Raw genomic sequence first — 23,286 nt, forward strand, 5'->3', positions numbered from 1 at the left:
CACGACGGACCGCACCCGGACATGAGCGACACGCCCAAAACCGCCGCCGAACTGCTTGCCGAGCGCCGCCAGCGCCGGCGTGCCGCCGCGCGGCGCTGGGCCTGGCGCAGCAGCGCGCTGGCCGGCGCGCTGACCCTGCTGATCGCCTTCGCCCTGTACTGGCTGCTGGCCACGGTGGGCGGCCGCAACGTGCTGTTGAACCAGATCGTGGCGCGTCTGCCGGAAGGCGCGGTGTTCACCTGGCGCGACGCCGACGGCCCCGCGTCGGGCCCGCTGACCCTGCGCGGCGTGCACTTCGCCTACGAGGGCATCGACTTCCGCGCCGAACGCGTCTACCTGGACACCGCGATCCGCCCGTTGCTGGGCCGCAAGCTGCGGCTGGACGCGTTGCAGGTCGAAGACGCGACGCTGGAGCTGCCCAAGAGCGACGAGCCCTTCGAGCTGCCGAGCTGGCCCGACGTGCTGCCCGACATCGCCCCGCCGTTGTCGCTGCAGGCCGACGACGTGCGCGTGGACCGGATGAAGATCAGCCAGGCCGGCGAACACCTCATCGACATCCGCCGCCTGCGCGGCGGCCTGGATGCGCAGACCGGCAAGCTCAAGGTCGAAAGGCTGGGCATCGACAGCGATCGCGGCCGCATCGGCCTGCACGGCGAGTACGCGCCGCGCGACGACTACCGCACCGATCTGGTCGCCACCGCGGTGCTGCCGGCGCCGGCCGGGCGCACGCCGCCGCGGCTGGGTCTGGTGGCCAAGGGCGACCTCTCGCGCATGGACGTGGCCCTGGCCGGCTACGCGCCGGGCCGGGTGCGCACCACCCTGGTGCTGCGCGGCAAGGACGATCCGCGCTGGCAGCTGCGCGGCCGCGCCGACGCGCTGGACCTGGGCCTGCTGCTCACGCCGGGCGCGCCGCCCAGCGAGACGCCGATGACCGCGCAGTTCGAGATGCACGGCGTCGGCGGCGCCGCCGAGTTGAGCGGCCTGTTCGAGCAGGGCGATCTGCGCGCGCAAATCCTGCCGTCGAAACTGCGCCTGGAAAAGCAGGTGCTGGACGTGCAGCCGCTGGCGCTGCACCTGTTCGACGGTACCGCCACCTTGCGCGGCCAAGCCGACTTCACCGATCCCGGGAACGGCCGCTTCAAGTTCGCGGTCAACGCGCGCGGCCTGCGCTGGGGCGGCGCCGCGCCGGCGCCGACGGCGAAGACGCCGGTGCCCGTCGGCGCCACGCCGGCCATCGTCGCCGATGCCGATCTGGGCTTCGCCGGCACGGTCAAAGCCTGGGCCGCGATCGGCAACGCGCGTATCGAGCGCGATCGTCAGGCCGCGATCGTGCGCTTCGACGGCCGCGGCGACGACCAGCGCATGAATCTGAAAACGCTGCAGGTGCAGATGCCCACCGGCCGCCTCGACGGCCAAGGCGACGTGGCCTGGGCGCCGAAGCTGGGCTGGAATTTCGATGCGACCCTGGCCGGCTTCGACCCGGGCTACTTCGCGCCGGACTGGAAGGGCGCGGTCAACGGCAAGCTGTTCACGCGCGGCGACACCCGCACCGACGGCGGTTTGGAGATCGCGGTGGATGCCAGCCAGCTCGGCGGCCGCCTGCGCGACCGCCCGTTGCAGGGTCGCGGCCGTTTCCTCATGCACGGCGCCGCCACCGGCCAGAGCAACGATGCCTACGAAGGCGACGTGGCCCTGACCCTGGGCGGCAGCCGCATCGACGCCAAGGGCAAACTCGCGCAAACCCTGGACGTGGACGCGAAGTTCGCGCCGCTGCAGTTGGCCGACCTGCTGCCCGGCACGGCCGGCAGCGTGCGCGGCACGCTCAAGCTCAGCGGCGCGCGCGATGCGCCCAACGTCGATGCCGACCTCACCGGCAGCGGCCTGAAGTACGGCGATTACAGCGCGCAGACGCTGGTGGCCAAGGGCAGGCTGCCCTGGCGCGGCCGCGGCGGCGCGCTGGAATTGCGCGCGACCGGTCTGGACGCCGGCCTGCCGATGGACACGATCGCGCTGGACGCGCGCGGCGCGGTCGAAGCGCTGCAGCTGCAGGGCGAAGCGCGCGGCGAGATCGGCACGCTGGCGCTGTCCGGCCACGCCGACAAGCGCGGCGCCACCTGGCAGGGCGCACTGGCCACGCTGCAGCTCACGCCGAGCAAGGGCGCTTCCTGGCGTTTGCAGCAGGCCGCGCAGTTCCGCTGGGACGGCAACAACGGCGCGCTCAGCAACGCCTGCCTGGCCAGCAGCGGCGGCGGCTCGCTGTGCGCCAGCGCCGACTGGCCGCGTCGCGGCCTGGACGTGAAAGGCCAGGGCTTGCCGCTGACGCTGGCGCAGCCGTATCTGCCTGCGCGCGCCGACGGCCGGCCCTGGCTGCTGCGCGGCGACATCACCGTCGACGGCCAGCTGCGCCCGGTCGGCAACGCCTGGCGCGGCCAGGCCACCGTGACCTCGGCCAGCGGCGGCCTGCGCTTCTCCGAACGCTCGCGCCGCGAGCCGGTGCGCTACGGCAACCTCAGCCTGCGCGCCGAATTCGATCCGCGCCGCATCGACGCCGAACTCGGCGCGGTGCTCAACGACGACGGCCGCGTGGATGCGCGCATCGCCACCGGTTGGGACGCCTACTCGCCGCTGGACGGCGAAGTGGCGATCAACACCGACGAGCTGACCTGGGTGGAGCTGTTCTCGCCCGACATCGTCGAGCCCAAAGGCAAGCTCGACGGCCGCATCGGCCTGAGTGGCACCCGCGATGCGCCGCGCCTGAGCGGCCAGGCGCGGCTGAGCGAATTCAGCACCGAACTGCCGGCGCTGGCCATCGCCCTGCAGGACGGCGACGTGCGCCTGGACGCGCAGGCCGACGGCAGCGCGCGCATCGCCGGCAGCGTGCGCTCGGGCGAAGGCACGCTGAACATCGACGGCACCCTGGGCTGGCAGGGCGAGGACACGCCGCTGGTGCTGAACCTGCGCGGCAAGAACGTGCTCATGTCCGACACCCGCGACCTGCACGCCGTCGCCGACCCCGAACTCACCGTGCGTTACGCCGCGCGCCAGCCGTTGCAGGTCACCGGCAAGGTCGGCGTGCCCAAGGCGCGCATCGACCTGGAGCGCCTGGACCAGGGCGTGTCGGCCTCGCCGGACGTGGTGGTGCTGGACCCGGAAGACCCCGAGCGCACCGCCAGCGCGCCGCTGGACCTGGACCTGACCCTGGCCCTGGGTGAGGACGTCAAACTCAATGGCTTCGGCCTGGACGGCAGCCTGGAAGGACAGATGCGCGTGCGCGCACGCCCCGGCCGCGAGATGACCGCCAGCGGCCGCCTCGACGTGTCCGGCCGCTACCGCGCCTACGGCCAAAAATTGCAGATCACCCGCGGCCACCTGGCCTGGTCCAACGGCCCGGTGTCCGATCCGATCCTGGACGTGCGCGCCGAGCGCGAAGTCGGCGAAGTCACCGCCGGCGTCGACATCAGCGGCCGCGCCAGCGCGCCGCAGGTCAATGTATGGTCCAACCCCGCCAGCTCGCAGTCCGAAGCGCTGGCTTACCTCGCCCTCGGCCGTCCGCTGTCCAGCGTCAGCGGCGACGAAAGCCGCCAGCTCAACGCCGCCAACGCCGCGCTGTCCGCCGGCGGCAGCCTGCTGGCCTCGCAGCTGGGCGCCAAGATCGGCCTGGACGATGCCGGCGTGATGGAAAGCCGCGCCCTGGGCGGCTCGGTGCTGGGCGTGGGCAAATACCTCTCGCCGCGCCTGTACGTGGGTTACGGCGTATCCCTGCTCGGCACCGGCCAGGTGCTGACCCTGAAGTACCTGCTGCGCAAGGGCTTCGACATCGAAATCGAATCCAGCACGCTGGAGAACCGCGCGTCGATCAACTGGCGCAAGGAAAAGTAGCGGCTTCGGCGTTCGTACAACCGACAGCGACACCCGATAGCGGGACCGAATCGCCGGCGCCGAGCGAGTCAGTGCTCGATTCGCGAACGGCATCACAAGCGATCCGTGGTGCGCGCCGCCGCCGCCATCGCTTTCGCACACCCGCAAGCGCCAAGATTTGCGCGCGGCGCAACGGCCGCCCTTTCGCCGAACGGGAACGCCATGCGCCTACATCCACTCGCCGCCGCTTTGACGGCTACGCTCTGCCTGATCGCGTGCACGCCCGGTGCCCATGACGCCGCCGACGCCGACGGAACTTCGGCCGCCGACGCAGCCAGCGGCGCGTCGATAGCGGTGTGGAACGCGCCGCAGGCGGCGCCCTTCAGCACGCCCTTGGACATCGTGCAGCTGCACCTGGCGCAGACCCACGTCGTGCCCGAAGCGGGCCTGCAGTGGACCTTGGCCAATGCCAAGGAAGAGCTGCACGCGGTCGGCAACCGCGAAACGCTGGTCCTGATCAAGCTGGCGGCGGACAACGCGATCAATCCGAAGATCGAAGGCTGGCGCGACGGCCAGCGCCTGGGCGCGATCGCATTGACGACCTCGCTGCCGGCCACCGAAGCCGCGGGTCCGGCGCCGCCGTATGGCAGCCTGAGCGCCACGCTGCCGGCCAGCTGGCTCGCGCCCGGCCTGCAGTTGCGAGCGATCGCCGACAATTACGCCGCCGGCGCGTTCCGCTCGCCCTCGATCGGCGCCGACAGCCCGGTCACCCTGCGCGTGCTGCCCTTCTACCTGTTCGGCGCCAACGAGCTCAATTCGATCCCGCTGGCCACCACCGCCGTACCCGACGCCGCCACGGTCGACGAGCTCTACGCCAAGTGGCCGGTCGCCAGCGTGATCGCGCAGAACCATCCGGCGCGGCTCGCACAATGGCCGCTGCTGGTGGTCGGGCCCAACGGCGGCCGCCCGGCCTATGTCGCCCGCAACACCAACCAGGAACAGGCCGGCTACGAGTTCATGGGCGCGGTGCTGGATGTGTTGGGCGGCCTGCTTCACGCCAACGGCGAGTCCGACGGCCCGGTGCAGTACTACGCGCCGCTGATCATGTTCGACGCCAGCGGCGTGTACCGCAGTCCCGGCGGCGGCCTGGGCACGGTCGGCGGCGACACCGGCGTCGGCGACCATCACTACCGCGGCATCTTCGTGCACGAACAAGGCCACGCCATGGGCCTGCCGCATCAGGACGACGGCCACAAGGGCGGCCGTTACCCGTACCTGGCCGGCAGCCTCAACGGCTCGGCCTGGGGCTACGACAGCGTGCGCAAGCAGTTCCTGGGGCCGTTCGTGCCCTCCACCGCCTCGCGCTACGCCAACTGCCGCGGCGACACCTTCGCCGGCACGCCGCGACAACTCGATGCGCAGGGGCGCTGCATCAAGCAGGACCCCATGCAAAGCGGTTCCGGCGACGAAGCCGCGGGTTACCGCTTCGCGACCTTCTCCGACTACAGCACTGCCATGATGCAACGCCACTTCGAGGGCGTCGCCCGCAACGACGACCAGGGCCGGCGCGTGTACGACGGCGGCAGCATCGTCGCCGACGCCGCCTTCCCCGGCGGCTACAAGCGCTGGGACAGCCTGGACCGGCGCTGGGTCAACGTCGAACGGATCACCGTCGACAAGGGCCTGTACGGCCTGGACGGCGGCCTGCCGCTGCAGCGCGACGTGCCGGTGCATGCGATCGCGATCACCTACAGCCTGGCCGGCACGCCCGAGGTCTCGCAGATCTATCCGGTCCTGAGCCACCGCGGCAACCTGCTGCGCACGATCGACCCCACTGACGCCGCGCAGCGCGCCAGCATCGTGCCCAACACCGGGCCGGTGCCCTGGTACTGCCATGCCAGCGGCTGCGACTACAGCCTGCGCGTGACCTACGCCGACGGCCGCGTGCGCCACGTGTTGCTGCAGGGCGGCTTCCGATCCTGGTGGGGCCCGACGACCGCGCCGCCGGCGAGCGCGAGCGATCCCAAGGACGACGACAGCTTCCGCACCTGGGTGATCAACGTCCCCGGCGACGCGATGCTGCGCAAGGTCGAACTGCTCGACACCCCGCGCGCCTGGGAGGGCCTGCCGGCCAATCCGACGGCGCTGGCAGTGCGCGAGCACATCGAAATGCGCGACACCCCGTACCGCGGCCAGGGCGTGCCGATCGCCCCGGGCGCCCCCGTCGCGATGCGCGCGCAGGCCGCAAGCATGGGCGCTGCGGAAGCCACCTGCACCGAACTCGCCACGGTCGCCGCGCCGCGCTCGGCCCTGCCCGCACCGCTGTGTCCCGGAGGTCCGGTCAGGCCCGAAAGCGAATCGCGGCCGCCCCTCTACGACATGCGCGATTCGCTGCCGCGCTTGTTGCGGCGCTGATGGGGCGCGGCGCGCACCACAAGGCGCCGCAGGCGTCGCCTTGGGTTCAGAGAACGGCGCGAGCCGCGATTGCGCGAGGGCCGAGCATTCGACCTCGCGTGCGGCCATCGCGACTCATGTCGCTCCCACAGGAAGCGCAATGCCACAGCTCCGACTGTAGGAGCTGCGTAAGCTGCGACCGCGAAAACTCGCTGGCCGGCGCCAGCGCGATGTGACGTGATAGCAAGGTCGCGGCTTGCGCCGTCCTGCCCCGAAGCGGGTGAACAGGCTCTGCTAGCAGCGCCGCGACAAGGCGGTCGAGGCTTCTGCGGCAATGCTGATACCGCTCGCCATGGGCTTTGCAATTCCTGGCTTCGACGTTCACATGCACTGGCGCCGGGCCTGCGCAAGCAGCCACACTCGAATCATCGCTTCCCCTAGGATGCTTCCGTGAAGATCGAACTGGACACCCTGCGCCTGCGTCTGCGCGAGTTGGGCCCCGAGGATGCCGCCTTCATCGTCGAGCTGCTCAACGACCGCGACTTTCTGCAGAACATCGGCGACCGCGGCGTGCGCGATGCCGACGACGCCCAGCGCTATCTGCGCGACGGGCCCATGGCCAGCTACCGCCGCCACGGCCACGGCCTGCTGGCGGTGGAGCTGAAGGAAACCGGCGAGACCCTGGGCATGGCCGGCGTGCTGCGCCGCGACAGCCTGCCCGATCCGGACATCGGCTACGCCTTCCTGCCCCGCCACCGTTCGCGCGGCTACGCGGTGGAGGCGTGCAAGGCGGTGCTCGAGCATGCGCTGGTCACCCTGCAACTGCCGCGCGTGCTGGCGATCACCCTGCCCGCGAACCAGGGCTCGGTGAACGTATTGCAGCGGCTGGGCCTGCGTTTCGAGCGCGAACTGCCTAGCACCGACAACGGCGTTCCCGAGACGCTGCACGTGTACACCACGGCGCCGGTTTAAGTGCCGCTGCTGGTGGGGCTGGGCTAACGCTTCGGCACTACTCGGCCAGCACGCGCGCGCCGCGCAACTGCGGACGGCCGTCGACCACGTCGGTCCACAGCACATGCGCCACGCCGTTGGCCAGCGCCAGTTGCGGGAAGCCGGTGGCGCGGCCGCGGCCTTGCAGGCGCGCGACTTGCAGGCGCTGCGGTTCGCCGGAGAGATCGGACGCGTAACGCGCCAGGTGCAGCGACTGGCCCTGCGCGTCCTCGCGCAGCCACAGCACCCAGGCCGCGCGCGGGTCCAAGGCCAGATCGACGCGACCCTGCACCTGCGTGCCCTGATCGAGGACCAGCGGCGCGGCGTAACTGTCGCCGGAGTCGTCGCTGCGCGCGAGTTTCAGCGTGGGGTTGCCACCGGCCGCGGTGTGCCAGGCCACCAGCGCGCGCGCGCCGATGGCGGCCACGGCCGGTCCGTTCACCGGGCAGGCCGGCATGGTCCATCGGTCGGCGTGCACCGCGCGCGCCGGGGTCCAGGCGCCGGCGTCGTAGCGCAGGGCGGCGATGTCGCGAATTTCCTCGGGCGTGCGGTCGCGATAGATCAGCAAGGGGCCCCGCGCGGTCAAGGCGGCATCGGTCTGGCAGCAGTCGCAGGTCATCGTGTCCAGCTCGGACTCGCCGCCGCGTTGCAGGGCCGCGTCGAATTGCGCGCTGCGCAGGGTCATGGCGCCGCCGTGCCCGGCGTGTTCCCCGTGCCCCGCCCCACCGCCGCTGCGGCGGCCGTCCAACCAGGCGATGCCCAGCTTTTCGCCGCCGGCCGGCCATAGCGAAACGAAGCCGTGTTCGGTGGGCGTGCCGTCGTCGTTGACCGCGACCGGCGCCGACCAGCTCGCGCCCTGATCTGCAGAGCGCGAGAGCACCACATCGTAGGCGTAGGGCGCGGCCGCGGACTTGCGCAACCAGTGGGCCCAGAGCGCGCCGTCTTCGGTGGCCATCACGTGCGGGGTGTCGGCCCAATTGACGAACCAGTCCTTGCCTGAGGCGACTTGCACGGCGGGAGACCACGTCGCGTGCGCGGCAGCACGCGATTGCGACAAGCGTAAGGCGTGGCCTTCGTCGCGCGGTTCGATCCACAGTAGTAGCAGGCGGTGGTCGGCGGTGGCGACCAGATCGGGTTGTGCGGCAGCGTCTTGGGTCGGCAAAACCCAAGGTTCGATGCGCAACTGCACCGGCTTTACCGAGGCGGCAGGTGTACTCGGCGGCGGCGCCGCAGTCCGGTCGCAGGCGGCGACGAGGCATAAGGGCAGCAGCGCCAGGAGCGGTCTTGGGTTCATGGCGGCAGCGTAGCGCGCGGGATAGGGCAGCGCCTATGGTCGCTACGGAGGTTGCGATGCGATGTGCTAGCTCGTGTGCCCTCACCCCAACCCCTCTCCCGCAAGCGGGAGAGGGGCTAAGTGCAGCAAGCGGCGTCGAATGAATCCCCTCTCCCGCTTGCGGGAGAGGGTTAGGGTGAGGGGATGAGCGCAGCGAATGCTTTTGATCTTCGCTCGGGCGCCGAACTCGCCGTACCCATAGATGACCCGAAGGGCGGCGCACAGGACGTGCGCCGTTTTCCGCTCGGGCAGGGATGCCCGATTGGAAAATCCCCGCGCACGCATCGCTCTCGCACGGGAGCTCTGGGGCAGCGTTTGGTTACTTTCTTTTGACGCTTATCAAAAGAAAGTTACCCGGCCGCTTGCGGACGGAAGCTGTTGCTCTTGCTTGGAGGCAAGAGCAAATCCCCCTCAATCCCCCTCAACAAAGGGGGAAGACAAGCAAAGGCGGAAGCAGAAGAAGTGCGTGTTGCGGCGTAGTTGCGGATTCGCGGTCGCAGCTTGCGCAGCTCCTACAGGGGTGGCCGCAGCGTTCGACGTAGTGGCGGATTCGCGGTCGCGGCTCAGGCCACGCGCGTGCGGCGCGTACGGGTCAGGTGCACCAGCAGCAGCGAAATCGCCGCGGGCGTCATGCCCGGGATGCGCTGCGCCTGACCCACCGTTTCCGGCCGCACCCGCTCCAGCTTCTGCTGCACTTCGGCCGACAGACCGCGCACGGCGGCGTAATCGAAGTCCGCCGGGATGGCCGTGTTCTCGTGGCGCTGCTGGTGCGCGATCTCCTCGCGCTGGCGATCCAGATAGCCGGCGTACTTCACCCCGATCTCCACCTGTTCGGCCACCGCCGCATCGGTCACCGCCGGGCCCAGCGAGGGCACCGTCATCAGCCGCGCGTAATCCAGCTCCGGGCGCTTGAGCAGGTCCAGCGCGCTGGTCTCGCGGCTGATCTCGATCTGAAGCGCCTGCATCGCCTCGCGGCCCAGCGCGTTGTTGGGCGCCGCCCACACCGCCGACAGCCGCGCCTGCTCGCGCTCGATCGCCTCGCGCTTGCGCGCGAACGCGTCCCAGCGCGCATCCCCGACCAGGCCCAGCTCGCGGCCTACCGGAGTCAGGCGCAGATCGGCGTTGTCCTCGCGAAGCTGCAGCCGGTACTCGGCGCGCGAGGTGAACATGCGATAGGGCTCGCTGGTGCCGTGGGTGATCAGGTCGTCGACGAGCACGCCCAGATAGGCCTCGTCGCGACGCGGGCTCCAGCCTTCCTCGCCGCGCACGCTGCGCGCGGCGTTGACGCCGGCCAGCAGGCCCTGCGCCGCGGCTTCCTCGTAACCGGTAGTGCCGTTGATCTGGCCGGCGAAGTACAGGCCGCTCACGGCCTTGGTCTCCAGCGTGGTCTTCAGACCGCGCGGGTCGAAGAAGTCGTACTCGATGGCGTAGCCCGCGCGGGTGATGTGCGCGCGTTCGAAACCGCGGATCGAGCGCACCAGCGCCAGCTGCACGTCGAAGGGCAGCGAGGTCGAGATGCCGTTGGGATAGATCTCCACCACGTCCAGGCCTTCGGGCTCGACGAAGATCTGGTGGCTGGCCTTCTCGGCGAAGCGCACCACCTTGTCCTCGATAGAGGGGCAGTAGCGCGGGCCGATGCCCTCGATCTGGCCGGTGTACAGCGGCGAGCGGTCCAGCGCGCCGCGGATCAGCTCGTGGGTGTGCTCGGAGGTGTGGGTGATCCAGCACGAGACCTGACGCGGATGGTCGGCGGTGCTGCCCAGGAAGGACATCACCGGGCGCGGATCGTCGCCGGGCTGCTCCTCCATCACCGAGTAGTCCAGGCTGCGGCCGTCGATGCGCGGCGGCGTGCCGGTCTTGAGCCGGTCGACCACGAACGGGCCTTCGCGCAGGCGCGCGGCCAGCGCGGTCGCGGGCGGATCGCCGGCGCGGCCGGCGGCGTAGGTGGTCTGGCCCACGTGGACCTTGCCGGCCAGGAAGGTGCCGGCGGTCAGCACCACCGCGCGCGCGCCGAAGCGCAGGCCGGTCTGGGTGAGCACGCCGGTCACTTGGCCCGCCTCGAACTCGATGTCGTCCACCGCGGCCTGGAACAAGGTCAGGTTGGGCTGGGCTTCGACCGCACGGCGGATATAGCTGCGGTACAAGGCGCGGTCGGCCTGGCAGCGCGTGGCGCGCACGGCCGGGCCCTTGCTGGCGTTGAGCCGGCGCCACTGGATGCCGGCAGCGTCGGCGGCGCGCGCCATCACCCCGCCCAGCGCATCGATCTCCTTGACCAGGTGGCCCTTGCCGATGCCGCCGATGGCCGGGTTGCAGCTCATCGCGCCCACGGTTTCCACCGAATGGGTCAACAGCAGGGTGCGCGCGCCGGCGCGCGCCGAGGCCAGCGCGGCCTCGGTGCCGGCGTGGCCGCCGCCGACCACGATCACGTCGTATTGGTAGAAGGAATCGGTCATGGCTCAGGTCCGGTGCCGCGTGCGGCCGGGACGGATTTTAGGGCATGGCGGGGCGGCGGGCCGCAGGACGGAAACTTGGCACGGTTCCTGCGTCATTACTCTTGCACCCAGCGGGGCAGGCGCTAGACGCCGGTCGGAATTGGAACAGGGGCTGGCCAAGCGCTCGCGGGGGAAGCAGGGGGCCGAATGTCGGGGGACATTCGGCCCCTTATTTTTTGCGCGATTTCTGGCGATTCCGTGGGCCGATGCGGCCTGCGGCGGGCGATCGCGCCCGGAAAGCGCCGTGGCGGGGCCTGACGCCCGCAGCCGGAAAGGGCGCCGACGCCCGACGGGGACGGAACAGGGGGGATCCGTGATTCCTCGCCGGGCGCCGACATGGAGCCGGTCTTACCGGACTACGTCCAAATACGACGTAGTCGGTCAATAACCGTAGATTGCGGTCAGGGCGCCCCCGATGCAATACCCCGGGGTGTGACCGCAAACCCGCTTGCGATCACTGAGCCCCGGCGCCGCGGCCGTTCACTGTTCGTGCGTGGCCGGGCGGCTGTCGGTGGTGGCGCGGCGGATGGCTTGCTGAATGGGCGAGCCGCGATCCATCCGTGGCGCGCTGGGCTGCACCCGCGGCATCGGCTGCGACGGCACATGGGTCGGCGGCCGGTTGTCGGCGTGATCGCGGCGGACCCGGTCCAGGTTGCGCCAGGGCGAACCGTTGTAGTCCGGACGGCCCGGCGGGTTGGTGGACGGCGGCGTGGGATTGCCCGGATTCACCACCACCGGCGGCCGCGGACGGTGCGGGCGGTGGTAGTACGGGTAGCCGGGGTAGCCCGGATAGCCGTAACCGTAGTTGTAGGGATAGCCGTAGCCATAGCGATACGGGTAGCCGTACGGCGAACCGTAACGGTAGCCGTAGCGATAGGCTTCGCCGTACGGGTAGTAACCGCCGTAATTGCCGTAGTACCGGTATTCGGTGCTGGGCTGACCGTAGTAATAGTCGCCACGCGCACCGCCATCGCGGTACACGTAGTCGGGATAGCAGCCCGCCAGCAGCGCAGCGGCGACGACGGGCAGGATCAGTTTGCGGATCATGTCTGGAACCCCCCAGGGTGTGTCGCCAGCTTCGGCCCGCGGCATTGAACTCGGGCTTAACTCCGGCGTATGGCGTCCGACCCCATCCTGACCGGTTCAGGCGCGCGGGACCAGTGTCCGAGCGGTCCGGCCGATGGCGTCATTGCCGGCGCGGTCGGCCGGTGCCAGCATGCCCGCCCACGGCGTCCCCACCGCCGGTACCGAGCGCTCCATGACCCTGCACCGCACCACCGGCCAATGGCGGCTGGGCCTGCTGCTGACCCTGATCACCGCCGCCTGCTGGGCCACCTTGCCGATCGCGCTGAAGATCGTGCTCGAGGTGCTGGATCCGATCACCCTGACCTGGTTCCGCTTCCTTGCCGCGGCCGTGCTCACCGGTGCGTGGCTGGCGCTGCGCGGGCAGCTGGGCGGCTATCGCGCCCTGAGCCGGCGCGCCTGGGTACTGCTGGCGCTGGCGGCGCTGATGCTGCTGGGCAACTACGTGTTCTACCTGCTGGGCGTGCAGTACACCTCGCCGGCCAACGCCCAGCTGCTGATCCAGCTGGCGCCGCTGCTGATGACCCTGGGCGGGATCGTGGTGTTCGGCGAACGCTTCCGCGCCATGCAGTGGCTGGGGCTGGCGCTGCTGCTGGCCGGCCTGGGCCTGTTCTTCCGCGACCAGCTCGTCCACGCCTGGGCGCGCGAAGCGGCGGCCACGACCGCCGCGCACAGCGGCGACTACGTGCTGGGTTCGGCGTTCGTGGTGATCGGCGCGGTGGTGTGGGCGGTCTACGCGCTGGTGCAGAAGCAGCTGCTGGTGCGGCTGGGTTCGATGCAGATCCTGCTTTTCATCTACGCCGCCGCCAGCGTGCTGCTGCTGCCGTTCGCGCGGCCCTCGGCGCTGCTGGCGATGGACGGCTTCCACTGGGCCATGCTCGCCTATTGCGCGCTCAACACCGTCGGCGCCTACGGCGCCTTCGCCGAAGCCCTGGCGCACTGGGAAGCCTCGCGGGTGTCGGCGATCGTGGCGACCACGCCGCTGCTGTGCATCGCCGCGGTGGCCGCGGTGCATGCGCTGTGGCCGCAGGCCTTGGCGCCGGAACGGATCGCACCGCTGGGCTGGCTGGGCGCGGCGCTGGTGGTGGCGGGCTCGGCCGCGGTCAGCCTGCTCGGCCGGCGCCGCGACGGCGACTGAACGCCGCGCGCCGGCGATGGAGCGCGGCCGGCCGCTTGCGCTAGGCTGGCCGCGATGAACGACTCTTCCCCGCCGCGCACCGCGCTGCCCGAATTCCGCGACGTGTTGGCCGCGGCCGCACGCATCGCACCCTACGCCCACGCCACGCCGGTGCTGCGCTCGCGCTCCATCGACGAGATGGCCGGCTGCGAACTGCACTTCAAGGCCGAACACCTGCAGCGCATCGGCGCGTTCAAGTTCCGCGGCGCCTGCAACGCGGTGTGGTCGCTGTCGGACCAGGACGCGCGCCGCGGCGTGGTCACCCATTCCTCCGGCAACCACGGCGCCGCGCTGGCGCTGGCCGCGCGCACGCGCGGCATCGACTGCCACGTGGTGGTGCCCGAAGGCGCGGTCGCGGCCAAGGTCGCGGCCATCGCCGCCTACGGCGCCACCTTACACACCTGCGCGCCGACCATCGCCGCGCGCGAGGACGCCTGCGCGCGCGTGCAGCGCGAGACCGGTGCCGAGCTCGTGCATCCGTACACCGATGCGCGCGTGATCGCCGGCCAGGGCACCGCGGCGCTGGAGCTGCTGACCGCGGCGCCGGAGCTGGACGCGCTGATCGCACCGGTGGGCGGTGGCGGCCTGATCGGCGGCACCGCGATCGCCGCCGCGTCGGTGTCGCCGTCCACGCGCGTGTACGGCGCCGAGCCCGCGGGCGCGGCGGAAACCTTCGCCTCGTTGCAAGCCGGCGAGCGGGTGACCGAGTTCGTGCCCGACACCCTCTGCGACGGCCTGCGCGGCACCCTGGGCGCTCCCAATTTCGCCCTGCTGCAGCGCCACGGCGTGGAAGTGCTGGTGGCCGACGACAGCGACACCGCGGCCGCGCTGCGTTTGTTCCTGCATCGGAGCAAGCAGCTGCTGGAACCGTCGGCGGCACTGGCCCTGGCGGCGGTGTTCGTGCACCGCGAACGGTTCGCGGGCTTGCGCGTGGGCGTGATCCTGTCCGGCGGCAACGTCGACCAGGGCGCGCTGGCGACGCTGCTGGCGGGCTAAGGCCTTCGCCGGCCGCTCACCGCAACGCCAGCGGCGCCAGTATCAGCACGGCCAAGGCGCAGCCGGGCAGGGCCAGACTCAAATCCTGACGCCGGCGCAGGTACAGGTACAGCGGCAGCAGCACCAGCAGGTTGAACGCCAACGCCAGCATCCCCGCGGCGCCTATCGGCCCGGCGGCCATGGCCCGGTCCCCGGGCAGTTGGCCGGCCTGGGCCAAGCCATCGAACATCCAGGCTTCGAACGCGGTCAGCAACAAGATCAGGATCAGCACGGTAGCGCGCATGGGTGGGTCCGAGGGCGGTCGCCGGCAGTCTACCCGCACCGCTTTTGGATCGACGCGCGCGTGCCGGCCGATGCCAGCACAGGGGCGGTCGTTCGTACCGCCATGGGCGATGCAAAAACGCGATGCGAGCGCGATACCGGTCACGTCTTGCGCATGCCGTTTTTGGCGCGCGCATGCTTCAACATCGCAACGTTCGCGCACGCGTCCTTTCGTCGCCTGCCGTCGTCACCGCCATGGCCGCAGCGACGACGCTACGGTATGTTTTATTTGTGACATCACTACCATTTTTTTACGGATGCGACTGGCACGCTGATTCGCGATACGCACCCCACGGCGTTGGCTGATAGCGCAGTGCGGGCGAAATAAATCCAACCATTTCGTTCAAGCACGAACACACACTAGCCAAAGGGGCGGCTGATGGTGGATGTTGAGTTTCGGGTGGTCTCCGACCGCCGCGACGGGCTGTTGCTGGCCCTGGGCCAGACCGTGATCGCCGCGGGTTTCACCTTGTTGCGCCAGCGCATGGTGAACAGCGAAGAAGGCGTCGTGCTGACGATGGTCGTGCGCGGGCCCGAGAACGGGCTGCTGCTGCTGGAAGAGCGGCTGGGCACCCATCATCTGGTCAACAGTTTCGAAGCCTCGCCGGTGGATGCCAGCGTGGCCAACGCGGTGAGCGCGCCGGCCGCCGCCGCGCCGGCGCCGGCGCCGGCTGCCAGGAGCAACGGCGGCGCGCCCAAGCCCGCGTCCGACGATGCCGCCACCGCCATGGACACGCGCCGGGTCGAAGCGCTGCTGCCGCAACTGGCGCGCGACTATCCCAACATCTTCATCCAGCTGCTGGCGCTGGAACACGACCTGCCGCCGGCCCAGCGCGAAGCCACGCTGCGTTACGTCGGCCAGCGCGTGGGCACCTGGGTGTACAAGCGCGACTTCTCCCTGGGCGGCCACCTGGCCCTGGCCGACGCGGTGCGCCACATCGCCCTGCCGGCGATGCGCCAGCTGGTCCAGGCCGAGCTGCAGGACGACACCCTGCGGATCAAGAACAGCCCCTTCTGCCATCGCGGCGAGCACGGATCGTCCTGCCATTTCCTGCGCGGAATGCTGGGCGGCCTGCTCGGCGGCCCCCACGGCACCGAAGGATTGCGCGTAGTCGAAAGCCATTGCCGCAACACCGGCGCGGAGGCTTGCTGCTTCGAGTTCCACGCCTGATCCGACCAACCACCACGGGGGACCACCATGCCGCACGATCACGCTATCCAATGCATACACGACCCGTTGCTGGTCGTGCTTTCCTACCTGGTGTCGGTGCTGGGCTCGTTCACCGCCCTGCAGCTGGCGATCGGCATTCCGGCCGCGCAGGGCGCGGCGCGCTGGCGCGCGATCTTCGCCGCCGGCGCGGCCATGGGCGGCGGCGCGATCTGGGCCATGCACTTCATCGCCATGCTGGCCTGCCAGATGCAGATTCCGGTGACCTACGACCTGGGCATCACCGTGGCCTCGGCGCTGGTCGCGATCGCCTCGTGCATGGCCGGCCTGGCCATCGCCAGCGCGGGCGTGTTCGGTTGGGGCAAGCTGGCCGTGGCCGGCCTGTTCATGGGCCTGGGCGTGACCGGCATGCATTACGCCGGCATGGCGGCGATGCGCATGCCGGCCGACATCCATTACGACAGCACCCTGGTGCTGGCCTCGGCGGTCATCGCCGTGGTCGCCTCGATCGTGGCGCTGTGGCTGGCGTTCAACCTGCGCGGCTGGCTGCAGATGCTGGGCAGTGCGCTGGTCATGGGCGTGGCGGTGTGCGGCATGCATTACACCGGCATGCTCGCGGCCAGCTTCACCCCCAACGACGCCGGCGCGGCGGCCCTGGCCGGCGGCATCAGCGGCGCCAACCTGGGCATGGGCATCTTCGCGGTGACCACGCTGCTGCTGGCCACGGTGCTGGCGCTGAGCATGATGCGCCAGCGCCAGCGCGCGGCGGTGCAGATCTGACCCGGCCGCGGGCCTGAGTCCGAAGGCGGGGCCCGCGGCGCGGGCCCCGTTTTTGCTGCGGCGCTCACGCCGCCAACGCCCGGCCTGGGTATCATCGCCGCGTCCCGCAGCGCACAGGCCCCCGATGAAGATAGACGGCACCCGCAGCCACGACCGCGCCACCGAGGTGGTGCTGGCTTATTACGCGGCCTTCAACCGCGGCGACTGGGACGGCATGCTGGCCCTGCTCTCCGACGACGTCGCCCACGACCTCAACCAGGGTCCGCGCGAGACCGGCCGCGCCGCGTTCGCGAGCTTCCTGCAGCGCATGCAGGCCAGCTACCGCGAGCAACTGCACGACATCGTGGTGCTGGTCTCGCCCGACGGCAGCCGCGCGGCGGCCGAGTACGTGGTCCACGGCCAGTACCTGGCCAGCGATGCCGGCCTGCCGGAGGCCCACGGGCAGAAGTATGTGCTGCCGGGCGGCGCCTTCTTCGAGCTGCGCGAGGGGCGCATCCAGCGCGTGAGCAATTACTACAACCTGCAGGATTGGATCGAGCAGGTGCGCTGACACCGCACGCGCCGAGCCGGCGCATTCCGACTTTGCCCTAACGCCGGCCCGGCTAGGCTGTGGCCCTATCCGCGCCGACCCGGTCCCGCATGCGCCGACTGCTGCGTTCGCCCGCTTTCCGGATCGCCGCGATGGCGCTGCTGCTGGCGTTGTGCCTGCTCGGCAGCCGCGGCATCTGGGATCCGGACGAGGGCCGCTATACCAACGTCGCGCTGAACATGCTCGACAGCGGCGACTGGCTCAACCCGCGCCGCAATCACGAGGTCGGCCACTGGACCAAGCCGCCGCTGACCTATTGGGCGATCGCCGCCAGCGTGAGCGTGTTCGGCCAGCACGCCTGGGCCGCGCGCCTGCCCGCGGCCTTGGCCTATCTGCTCAGCGTGTGGCTGGCCTGGCGCATCGCACGGCGGCTGGTGTCGGGCGCGCAGGCGCAGGCGGCGGCGATCTACGCCAGCTTCGTGTTCACTGTCGGCGCCTCGCAGCTGGTCACCGCCGACTATCTGCTGGCGGTGTGCAGCGGTCTGGCGATGTGGGCCTATGCCGAAGCGCGCTTCGGTCCGCCGCGCGGCGATCCCGCGCGCGAGCGCCGGCGCGCGCGCTCGTGGGTGGCGCTGATGTGGGCCGGCTTCGCCCTGGGCTTCCTGGCCAAGGGGCCGCCGGCGCTGGTCGGGCTGCTGCCGATCCTGGCGTTCAACCTGCTGCAGCCCGGCGGCTACCGCGTGCTGCAATGGTCGGGCCTGGCGATCTTCGTGCTGATGGCGCTGCCCTGGTACGTGGCGGTGATCGCCGACCATCCGGGCTTGTTCAAGTACTTCGTCGGCGACGAGGTGGTGAACCGCGTGGCCACCGACGAGTTCGGCCGCAACGGCCAGTGGTACGGCTGGCTGCAGGTGTACGCGCCGACGCTGGTGCTGGGCACGCTGCCGTGGACGCCGGCGTTATGGCGTTGGCTGCGCGGGCTGCCCGCCGCGGTGCGCGCTTGGCGCGACCGGACCGCGCGCGCGACCGATGCGCCCGCGCTGTGGCTGGCCTTATGGCTGTGGTTGCCGTTGCTGCTGTTCTGCCTGGCGCGCTCGCGCATGCCGCTGTACGTACTGCCGCTGTTCCTGCCGTTGGCGGTGATCGCGGCGATGCAGCGCCAGCGCGAAGGCCGCGCCCTGCCCGCCTGGCCGCGGCTGGCGGCCTGGGCCGCGCTGCTGCTGGCGCTGAAGCTGGCCGCGGTGCACTGGCCCACGCACAAGGACGCCTCGGCCTGGGCCGAGGCGATCCGCGCGCGCGCCGGCCGGCCGGTGCCCGAGGTGGTGTTCGTCGAGGACATGGCGCGCTACGGCCTGCACCTGCATCTGGATGCGCAGATCGAGAAGATCTCGCTGGACCCGGTGCCCGATGCGCCGCGCTTCAATCCGGAGTTCGACGAGTCGCTGGCGCAGGAGCTGGCCGAGCACGAAGTATCGGCGGTGTGGGTGTGCAAGCAGGCGCTGTGGCCGCAATTGCGCGCGCGCATCGCCGCGGCCGGCTATCGCGCGACCGCGTTGGGAACGCCGTACGAGCAGCGGGTGATCTTCGAAGTCGAACTGGCGACGCATCGATCTCGATAACGCAAGTTCACTTCTCCGTCATTCCGGCGAAAGCCGGAACCCATGTTGCTGTTGCTCTCCGGGCTCTCGTGAGCAAGATCAAAATGGGTTCCGGCTTTCGCCGGAATGACGGGGATGGGTCGGCGACACGAGGAACCCGCCGCATCGCGCTTCCGTCGCGAGCTCAAGCCCCGCGATCGCTACTCAACTCGCGCGTGCGATGATCGTCGCCCGCCGCCGCGCGCGCGGCGACCAGGCTGAAAGCGACGATGCCCGCCACCACCAGCACCGCGCCCAGCAAGGCGCGCCCCTGCGGCCAGGCTTCGCCCAGCCACAACGCGCCGATCAGGGTCGCAAACAAAATCTCGGCCGCCTGCATGGCCTCGGCCGCGGCCAGCGCGGTGGGCTCGTTGCGGACCATGCCGGTGGCCTGGAAGAACAGCACCGTGGCGATCACGCCCGCGCCCAGCGCCACGCCCGCGGCCAGCCACAGCTGACCGGCCGACGGCACGCCGGCCTGGGTGTAGGCGTACACCGCCACCGCCAGCCACAGCGGCTGGCTGGCCAGGGTCATGCCGTACACGCGCTGGGTCGCGTTGAGCTCGACGCCGCTGTGCTCCAGGTGCAGCAGCAAGCCGCGGTTGCCCAGCGGATAGGCGAACGCCGACACCGCCACGCACACCAGCGCGATCCAGCCGTCGCGGTCCAGGCGGCCGCCGCCGTGGCCGAACTGCATCAGCAGCACGCCGGCCACCACCACCGCGCCCACCGCCAGCGCCGGCAGTGGAATGCGCGCGCGCTCGTCGCGGTACAGGAAGGGCGCGCACAGCATGCCGGCGATCACGGTGAGCTGGAACGTGCCGGCCACCAGCCACGAAGGACCGCTGGACGCGGCCCAGCTCAGGCATACGTAGAACAGCACGAAGCCGATGCCGCTCCACAGCAGCCACGGTCCCGGCCGCGCGCGGATCGCGCGCCACACCGGCGCCGCGCCGCCTTGCAGCGGCATGATCGCCAGCAGCAGCGGCAGGGTAATCAGATAACGCAGCGACGCGGTCCAGGCCCAATGCCCGCCGCCGACCGCTGCGGCGCGGTTGAGCACGTAGGTGCAGGTGAAGAACAGCGCCGAGGCCAGCGCGATGGCGACCGCCAGCAGCGCGGCTCGGCGCCGGTTCACGGCCGCCTCCGGATCGGAATGCTGGACAGCGGCACCTGCACTTCGTCGATGCCGCCGCTGCGGATCGGCGTGCCGGGCGCCGGGCCCCAGGCCTGGGCGTAAATCACTTCCCAGGTCGCGGGCAGGCGGCCGTCGGCAGCGCGCAGGCCTTCGTAGGCCTGCGCTGCACGGGCGAAGCGCGCGCGGCCGGTCAGGCTGCGGCGGCGGTCGCTCATGGCGTTGGTCGCGCCCAGGGTGCGCAGTTCGCGCATCAGGCCGCCCAGGTCGTCATGGCCGAGCACGAATTCGTCGCGGTCCAGCACCGGGTTCTTGAAGCCCGCGGCGATCAGCGCGTCGCCGAATTGGGCGATGGACGCGAACGGACTCACGTGCGGCGCGTTGTCGGCCTGAGCGAAGGCGCTGCGCAGCTCGAACAGCGTGTCCGGGCCGAAGGTCGACACCAGCAGCAGGCCTTCGGGCTTAAGCACGCGGCGGAAGCCGGCGAACACCGCCGGCAGGTCCTCGACCCATTGCAGGCACAGGTTGGAATACAGCACGTCCACGCTGGCGTCGCGCAACGGCAGCGCGCGCGCGTCGGCGCAGACCAGGTCGGGGCGGCGCGCGCCACCGAGAAAGCGCGGCAGCACGCCGCCGCCGGCATGGACGCGGGTCTCGCCCAGCATCGGCAGGGCCAGGTCCAGCGCGATCACCTGCGCGCGCGGCCAGCGCTTCTGCATGGCCACGGCGGCGTGGCCGGGGCCGCTGCCCACGTCCACCACCACCGCCGGCGCGCGGTCGTCCAGGTAATCCAGGGCTTCGGACAAGCGGGCGCCGACTTCGCGCTGCAGCGCGGCGGCGCCGTCGTAGCCATGCGCGGCGCGCGAGAACGCGCGGCGGACTTGGCGGTGGTCGAACAATTCGGTCATCGGTCGTACGGGTTCTGCGTGACGTCGCGGCGCGGGCGCCGCGGCGGTGGGGGATTCAGTGCGGCGCCAGCAACGCGGCGATGAAGTCGTCGATCAGCTGCGCGACTTGCTCGGCCGCGCTCAGGAACGGCGCGTGGCCGGCGCGGTCGATGACCACGCTGCGCGCCTGCGGCGCCAGCGCCGCCGCCGCCGGCATGGCGCCGGCCGGCACCAAGCGGTCGCGGCGGCCGGAGATCCACAGGCTGGGCACGGCCAGGCGCGGCAGTTCGTCGCGCATGTCGAGGGTGTCCAGCAGGGTCAGGCCCTCCTGCAAGGCATGCTCGGCCGGTTCGCCGCGCTCGAAGGCCTGGCTGCGCAGCCGCCGCAGTTCGTCCTGCGCGGCGGGCGAGCCCAGCGCTTCCAACGCCAGGAACCCTTCCAGGGTGCCGCGGAAGTCGTGGCGCAGCGCCTGGCCGAAATCGCGGAACAGACTGGGCGACACGCCGTGCGGCCAGTCCGGCCCACCCACGAAGCGCGGCGAGGACGCGATCATGATCAGGCCGCGCACGCGGTCGGGATAGTCGAGCGCGGCGCGCAAGGCGAACTGCCCGCCCAATGACCAGCCCAGCCACACCGCGTCGGGCACGCGCTGCACCAGTTCGGCGGCCAAGGTTTGCGGCTGCAACGCGGTGCGTTCGTCGCGGGCGTAGCCGTGGCCCGGCAGGTCGATCAGGTGCAGGGTGTAGGCATCGGCCAGGCGTTCGACCAGCGGCGCGAACAGGCCGCCGTGCATGGCCCAGCCGTGGATCAGCGCCAGCGAGGGTCCGCTGCCGAGGGTCTGCACGTACATGCGCGGCCCTCAGTGCGTATCGGCCGGACGCCGCAACGCGGCCAGCGCCGCGAGCGCGTCGCCGGCGCGATCGGCCGGCACCAGCAGGTGGTCGTGGTAGTAGCCGGCCAGCACGTTGCAGGCGATGCCCTGCCGCGCCAGCGCGGTGGAGAACGCGGCGGTCAGGCCCACCGCTTCCAGTGCCGAATGCACCTGCAGGCTCAGCCAGGCGGCGACGAAGGCGTAGTCCAATCCTTGCGCATCGGCGTCCTCGCGCGCGATCACGTAGCTGATGCCTTCGGCTTCGCGGATCCAGGCGTGGGCCTGCGCGGCGAGCGTCGCATCCGGCTGCGCGCGGCTGACGTAGACGTACTCGCCTTCGCGCCGGGTGGCCTGCAGGGTGGCGAGCATGCGCGCCAGGTCGCGTTCGGCGACGGGGACCGCGCTCATGGTGTGGGCGTGGCGCGCAGCTCGGCCCGCAAGGCTTCGCGCGACAGGCCCGCGCGTTCGGCCGCGCGCGCGAGCGCGTCGAGCAGGCCGTCGACCTCGGCCGGCGCATGCAGCGCCGACAGCGTGACCCGCAGGCGCGCGCGCCCTTCGGGCACGGTCGGAGGACGGATCGCGACCACCCAGTAGCCGCTCTCCTCCAGCGAGCGCGCCATGCCCATGGCACGCGCGTCGTCGCCGCAGATCACCGGCTGGATCGGGGTGCTGGAGGGCGCCAGTTCCAGCCCGAGCTTGCGCGCGCCTTCGCGGAAGCGCTGCACCAGTTCGCCCAGCTTTTCGCGGCGCCAGTGCTCCTGCCGCGCCAGCTTCACCGCCGCCAGCGTGGCGGCGGCCTGGCCCGGCGGCAGGGCGGTGGTGTAGATGTGGCTGCGCGCGGTTTCGGCCAGGTGGCCGATGATGTCCGCATCGCCATGCAGCGCGGCGCCGTAGCTGCCCAGCGCCTTGCCGAAGGTGACCAGCTGCAACGGCACTTCGCGCACCGACAGCTTCACCGCCGGCACCGAGCCGCGGCCCTCGGGGCCGAGCACGCCCACGCCGTGGGCGTCGTCGACGTAGAGCAGGGCCTTTTGCGCACGCGCGATCAGCGCCAGGTCGCGCAGCGGCGCGATGTCGCCGTCCATGCTGAACACGCCGTCGGTGGCGATCATGGCCATGCCGTCGGGCACGCTGCGCAGCTGGCGGATCGCGCCTTCGGCGTCGGCATGCGGATAGCGGCGCAGGCGGCAGCCGGACAGGCGCGCGGCGTCGATCAGGCTGGCGTGGTTGAGTCGGTCCTGCACGCATACGTCGTCTTCGCCGAGCAGGCCCTGCACCGCGGCCAGGTTGGCCATGAAGCCGCTGCTGAACAGCAGCGCGCGCGGCGAGCCCAGCCAGTCGGCGACCTCGCGTTCCAGCGCTTCGTGCAAGGCGTGATGGCCGCAGACCAGGTGCGAGGCCACGCCGCCGGCGCCCTCGCGCGAGACCGCGTCCTGCAGCGCGCCGACCACGGCGAAATGCTGCGACAGGCCCAGGTAGTCGTTACCGCAGAAGTTGAGCAGCTTGCGCCCGTCCACTTCGCAACGGGCGCCGTCGCGGTGGGTGACCTTGCGCATGACGCGGGTGCGCGAGGTCGCCTCGCGCTGTTCGCGCGCGGCGGCGATGCGTTCGGGCCATTGCGCTCGTTGCATGGTG

General features: G+C 71.1%; 18 protein-coding genes. 9 read left to right on the forward strand and 9 right to left on the reverse strand.

What is annotated here, in order from left to right; translation table 11 throughout:
• The first annotated feature begins 21 nt into the window (after positions 1-21).
• From DX914_RS15845 to DX914_RS15855, 3 genes are all read left to right on the forward strand, one after another.
• A complete protein-coding gene (locus tag DX914_RS15845) occupies positions 22-3,879 on the forward strand; it encodes a translocation/assembly module TamB domain-containing protein (protein ID WP_115860523.1) in 3,858 nt (1,285 codons plus the stop codon).
• A gap of 201 nt (positions 3,880-4,080) precedes the next feature.
• Positions 4,081-6,273 (forward strand): M66 family metalloprotease, encoded by a 2,193-nt coding sequence (locus DX914_RS15850; protein WP_158549354.1) that lies wholly within the window; start codon positions 4,081-4,083, stop codon positions 6,271-6,273.
• 429 nt (positions 6,274-6,702) lie between these two features.
• The gene (locus tag DX914_RS15855; protein ID WP_115860525.1) at positions 6,703-7,224 is read left to right on the forward strand and encodes a GNAT family N-acetyltransferase; all 522 of its coding nucleotides are present in this window, start codon (positions 6,703-6,705) and stop codon (positions 7,222-7,224) included.
• Positions 7,225-7,261: 37 nt separating this feature from the next.
• Here the strand turns inward: DX914_RS15855 and DX914_RS15860 are convergent, their stop codons facing one another.
• The 3 genes from DX914_RS15860 to DX914_RS20420 form a co-directional block, all read right to left on the reverse strand.
• Positions 7,262-8,404 (reverse strand): sialidase family protein, encoded by a 1,143-nt coding sequence (locus DX914_RS15860; RefSeq protein WP_231118302.1) that lies wholly within the window; start codon positions 8,402-8,404, stop codon positions 7,262-7,264.
• A gap of 734 nt (positions 8,405-9,138) precedes the next feature.
• Positions 9,139-11,028, reverse strand: a complete 1,890-nt coding sequence (gene mnmG / locus DX914_RS15865) for a tRNA uridine-5-carboxymethylaminomethyl(34) synthesis enzyme MnmG (protein WP_115860529.1) — start codon at positions 11,026-11,028, stop codon at positions 9,139-9,141.
• 519 nt (positions 11,029-11,547) lie between these two features.
• Positions 11,548-12,114 (reverse strand): hypothetical protein, encoded by a 567-nt coding sequence (locus tag DX914_RS20420; RefSeq protein ID WP_115860531.1) that lies wholly within the window; start codon positions 12,112-12,114, stop codon positions 11,548-11,550.
• Positions 12,115-12,283: 169 nt separating this feature from the next.
• Between DX914_RS20420 and DX914_RS15875 the strand changes: the two genes are divergently transcribed.
• Complete coding sequence (locus DX914_RS15875; RefSeq protein ID WP_158549356.1) at positions 12,284-13,288, forward strand: DMT family transporter; 1,005 nt, start codon at positions 12,284-12,286, stop codon at positions 13,286-13,288.
• A 54-nt stretch (positions 13,289-13,342) separates the two neighbouring features.
• On the forward strand, positions 13,343-14,323 hold the full coding sequence (locus DX914_RS15880) for a pyridoxal-phosphate dependent enzyme (RefSeq protein ID WP_115860535.1): 981 nt from the start codon (positions 13,343-13,345) through the stop codon (positions 14,321-14,323).
• A gap of 16 nt (positions 14,324-14,339) precedes the next feature.
• Here the strand turns inward: DX914_RS15880 and DX914_RS15885 are convergent, their stop codons facing one another.
• Positions 14,340-14,606 carry a hypothetical protein gene (locus tag DX914_RS15885; protein ID WP_115860537.1) on the reverse strand — a complete coding sequence of 89 codons (267 nt, stop codon included), beginning with the start codon at positions 14,604-14,606 and terminating at the stop codon, positions 14,340-14,342.
• Positions 14,607-15,023: 417 nt separating this feature from the next.
• Between DX914_RS15885 and DX914_RS15890 the strand changes: the two genes are divergently transcribed.
• From DX914_RS15890 to DX914_RS15905, 4 genes are all read left to right on the forward strand, one after another.
• Positions 15,024-15,815 (forward strand): hypothetical protein, encoded by a 792-nt coding sequence (locus DX914_RS15890; protein ID WP_115860539.1) that lies wholly within the window; start codon positions 15,024-15,026, stop codon positions 15,813-15,815.
• 27 nt (positions 15,816-15,842) lie between these two features.
• Positions 15,843-16,592: an MHYT domain-containing protein gene (locus DX914_RS15895; RefSeq protein WP_115860541.1), complete on the forward strand. Its 750-nt coding sequence runs from the start codon at positions 15,843-15,845 to the stop codon at positions 16,590-16,592.
• A 124-nt stretch (positions 16,593-16,716) separates the two neighbouring features.
• On the forward strand, positions 16,717-17,142 hold the full coding sequence (locus DX914_RS15900; RefSeq protein ID WP_115860543.1) for a ketosteroid isomerase-related protein: 426 nt from the start codon (positions 16,717-16,719) through the stop codon (positions 17,140-17,142).
• Between the two features lie 89 nt (positions 17,143-17,231).
• Positions 17,232-18,740 (forward strand): ArnT family glycosyltransferase, encoded by a 1,509-nt coding sequence (locus DX914_RS15905; protein WP_115860545.1) that lies wholly within the window; start codon positions 17,232-17,234, stop codon positions 18,738-18,740.
• A 163-nt stretch (positions 18,741-18,903) separates the two neighbouring features.
• On the opposite strand, the gene DX914_RS15910 is transcribed toward DX914_RS15905, so the two are convergent.
• The 5 genes from DX914_RS15910 to bioF are packed head-to-tail and all read right to left on the reverse strand — an operon-like array spanning position 18,904 to position 23,282.
• Complete coding sequence (locus DX914_RS15910) at positions 18,904-19,896, reverse strand: multidrug resistance efflux transporter family protein (protein ID WP_115860547.1); 993 nt, start codon at positions 19,894-19,896, stop codon at positions 18,904-18,906.
• Complete coding sequence (bioC, locus tag DX914_RS15915; RefSeq protein ID WP_115860549.1) at positions 19,893-20,801, reverse strand: malonyl-ACP O-methyltransferase BioC; 909 nt, start codon at positions 20,799-20,801, stop codon at positions 19,893-19,895. Before bioC ends, DX914_RS15910 begins: the two co-directional genes overlap by 4 nt.
• A gap of 55 nt (positions 20,802-20,856) precedes the next feature.
• Positions 20,857-21,630 (reverse strand): pimeloyl-ACP methyl ester esterase BioH, encoded by a 774-nt coding sequence (gene bioH / locus DX914_RS15920; RefSeq protein ID WP_115860551.1) that lies wholly within the window; start codon positions 21,628-21,630, stop codon positions 20,857-20,859.
• A gap of 9 nt (positions 21,631-21,639) precedes the next feature.
• Positions 21,640-22,059 (reverse strand): ACT domain-containing protein, encoded by a 420-nt coding sequence (locus DX914_RS15925; RefSeq protein WP_115860553.1) that lies wholly within the window; start codon positions 22,057-22,059, stop codon positions 21,640-21,642.
• Positions 22,056-23,282: an 8-amino-7-oxononanoate synthase gene (gene bioF, locus DX914_RS15930; protein WP_115860555.1), complete on the reverse strand. Its 1,227-nt coding sequence runs from the start codon at positions 23,280-23,282 to the stop codon at positions 22,056-22,058. The genes DX914_RS15925 and bioF overlap by 4 nt, the downstream gene beginning before the upstream one ends.
• Positions 23,283-23,286 lie beyond the last annotated feature (4 nt).

Origin of the sequence: Lysobacter silvisoli, from assembly GCF_003382365.1 — a bacterium.
In the GTDB taxonomy this organism is placed as follows: domain Bacteria; phylum Pseudomonadota; class Gammaproteobacteria; order Xanthomonadales; family Xanthomonadaceae; genus Lysobacter; species Lysobacter silvisoli.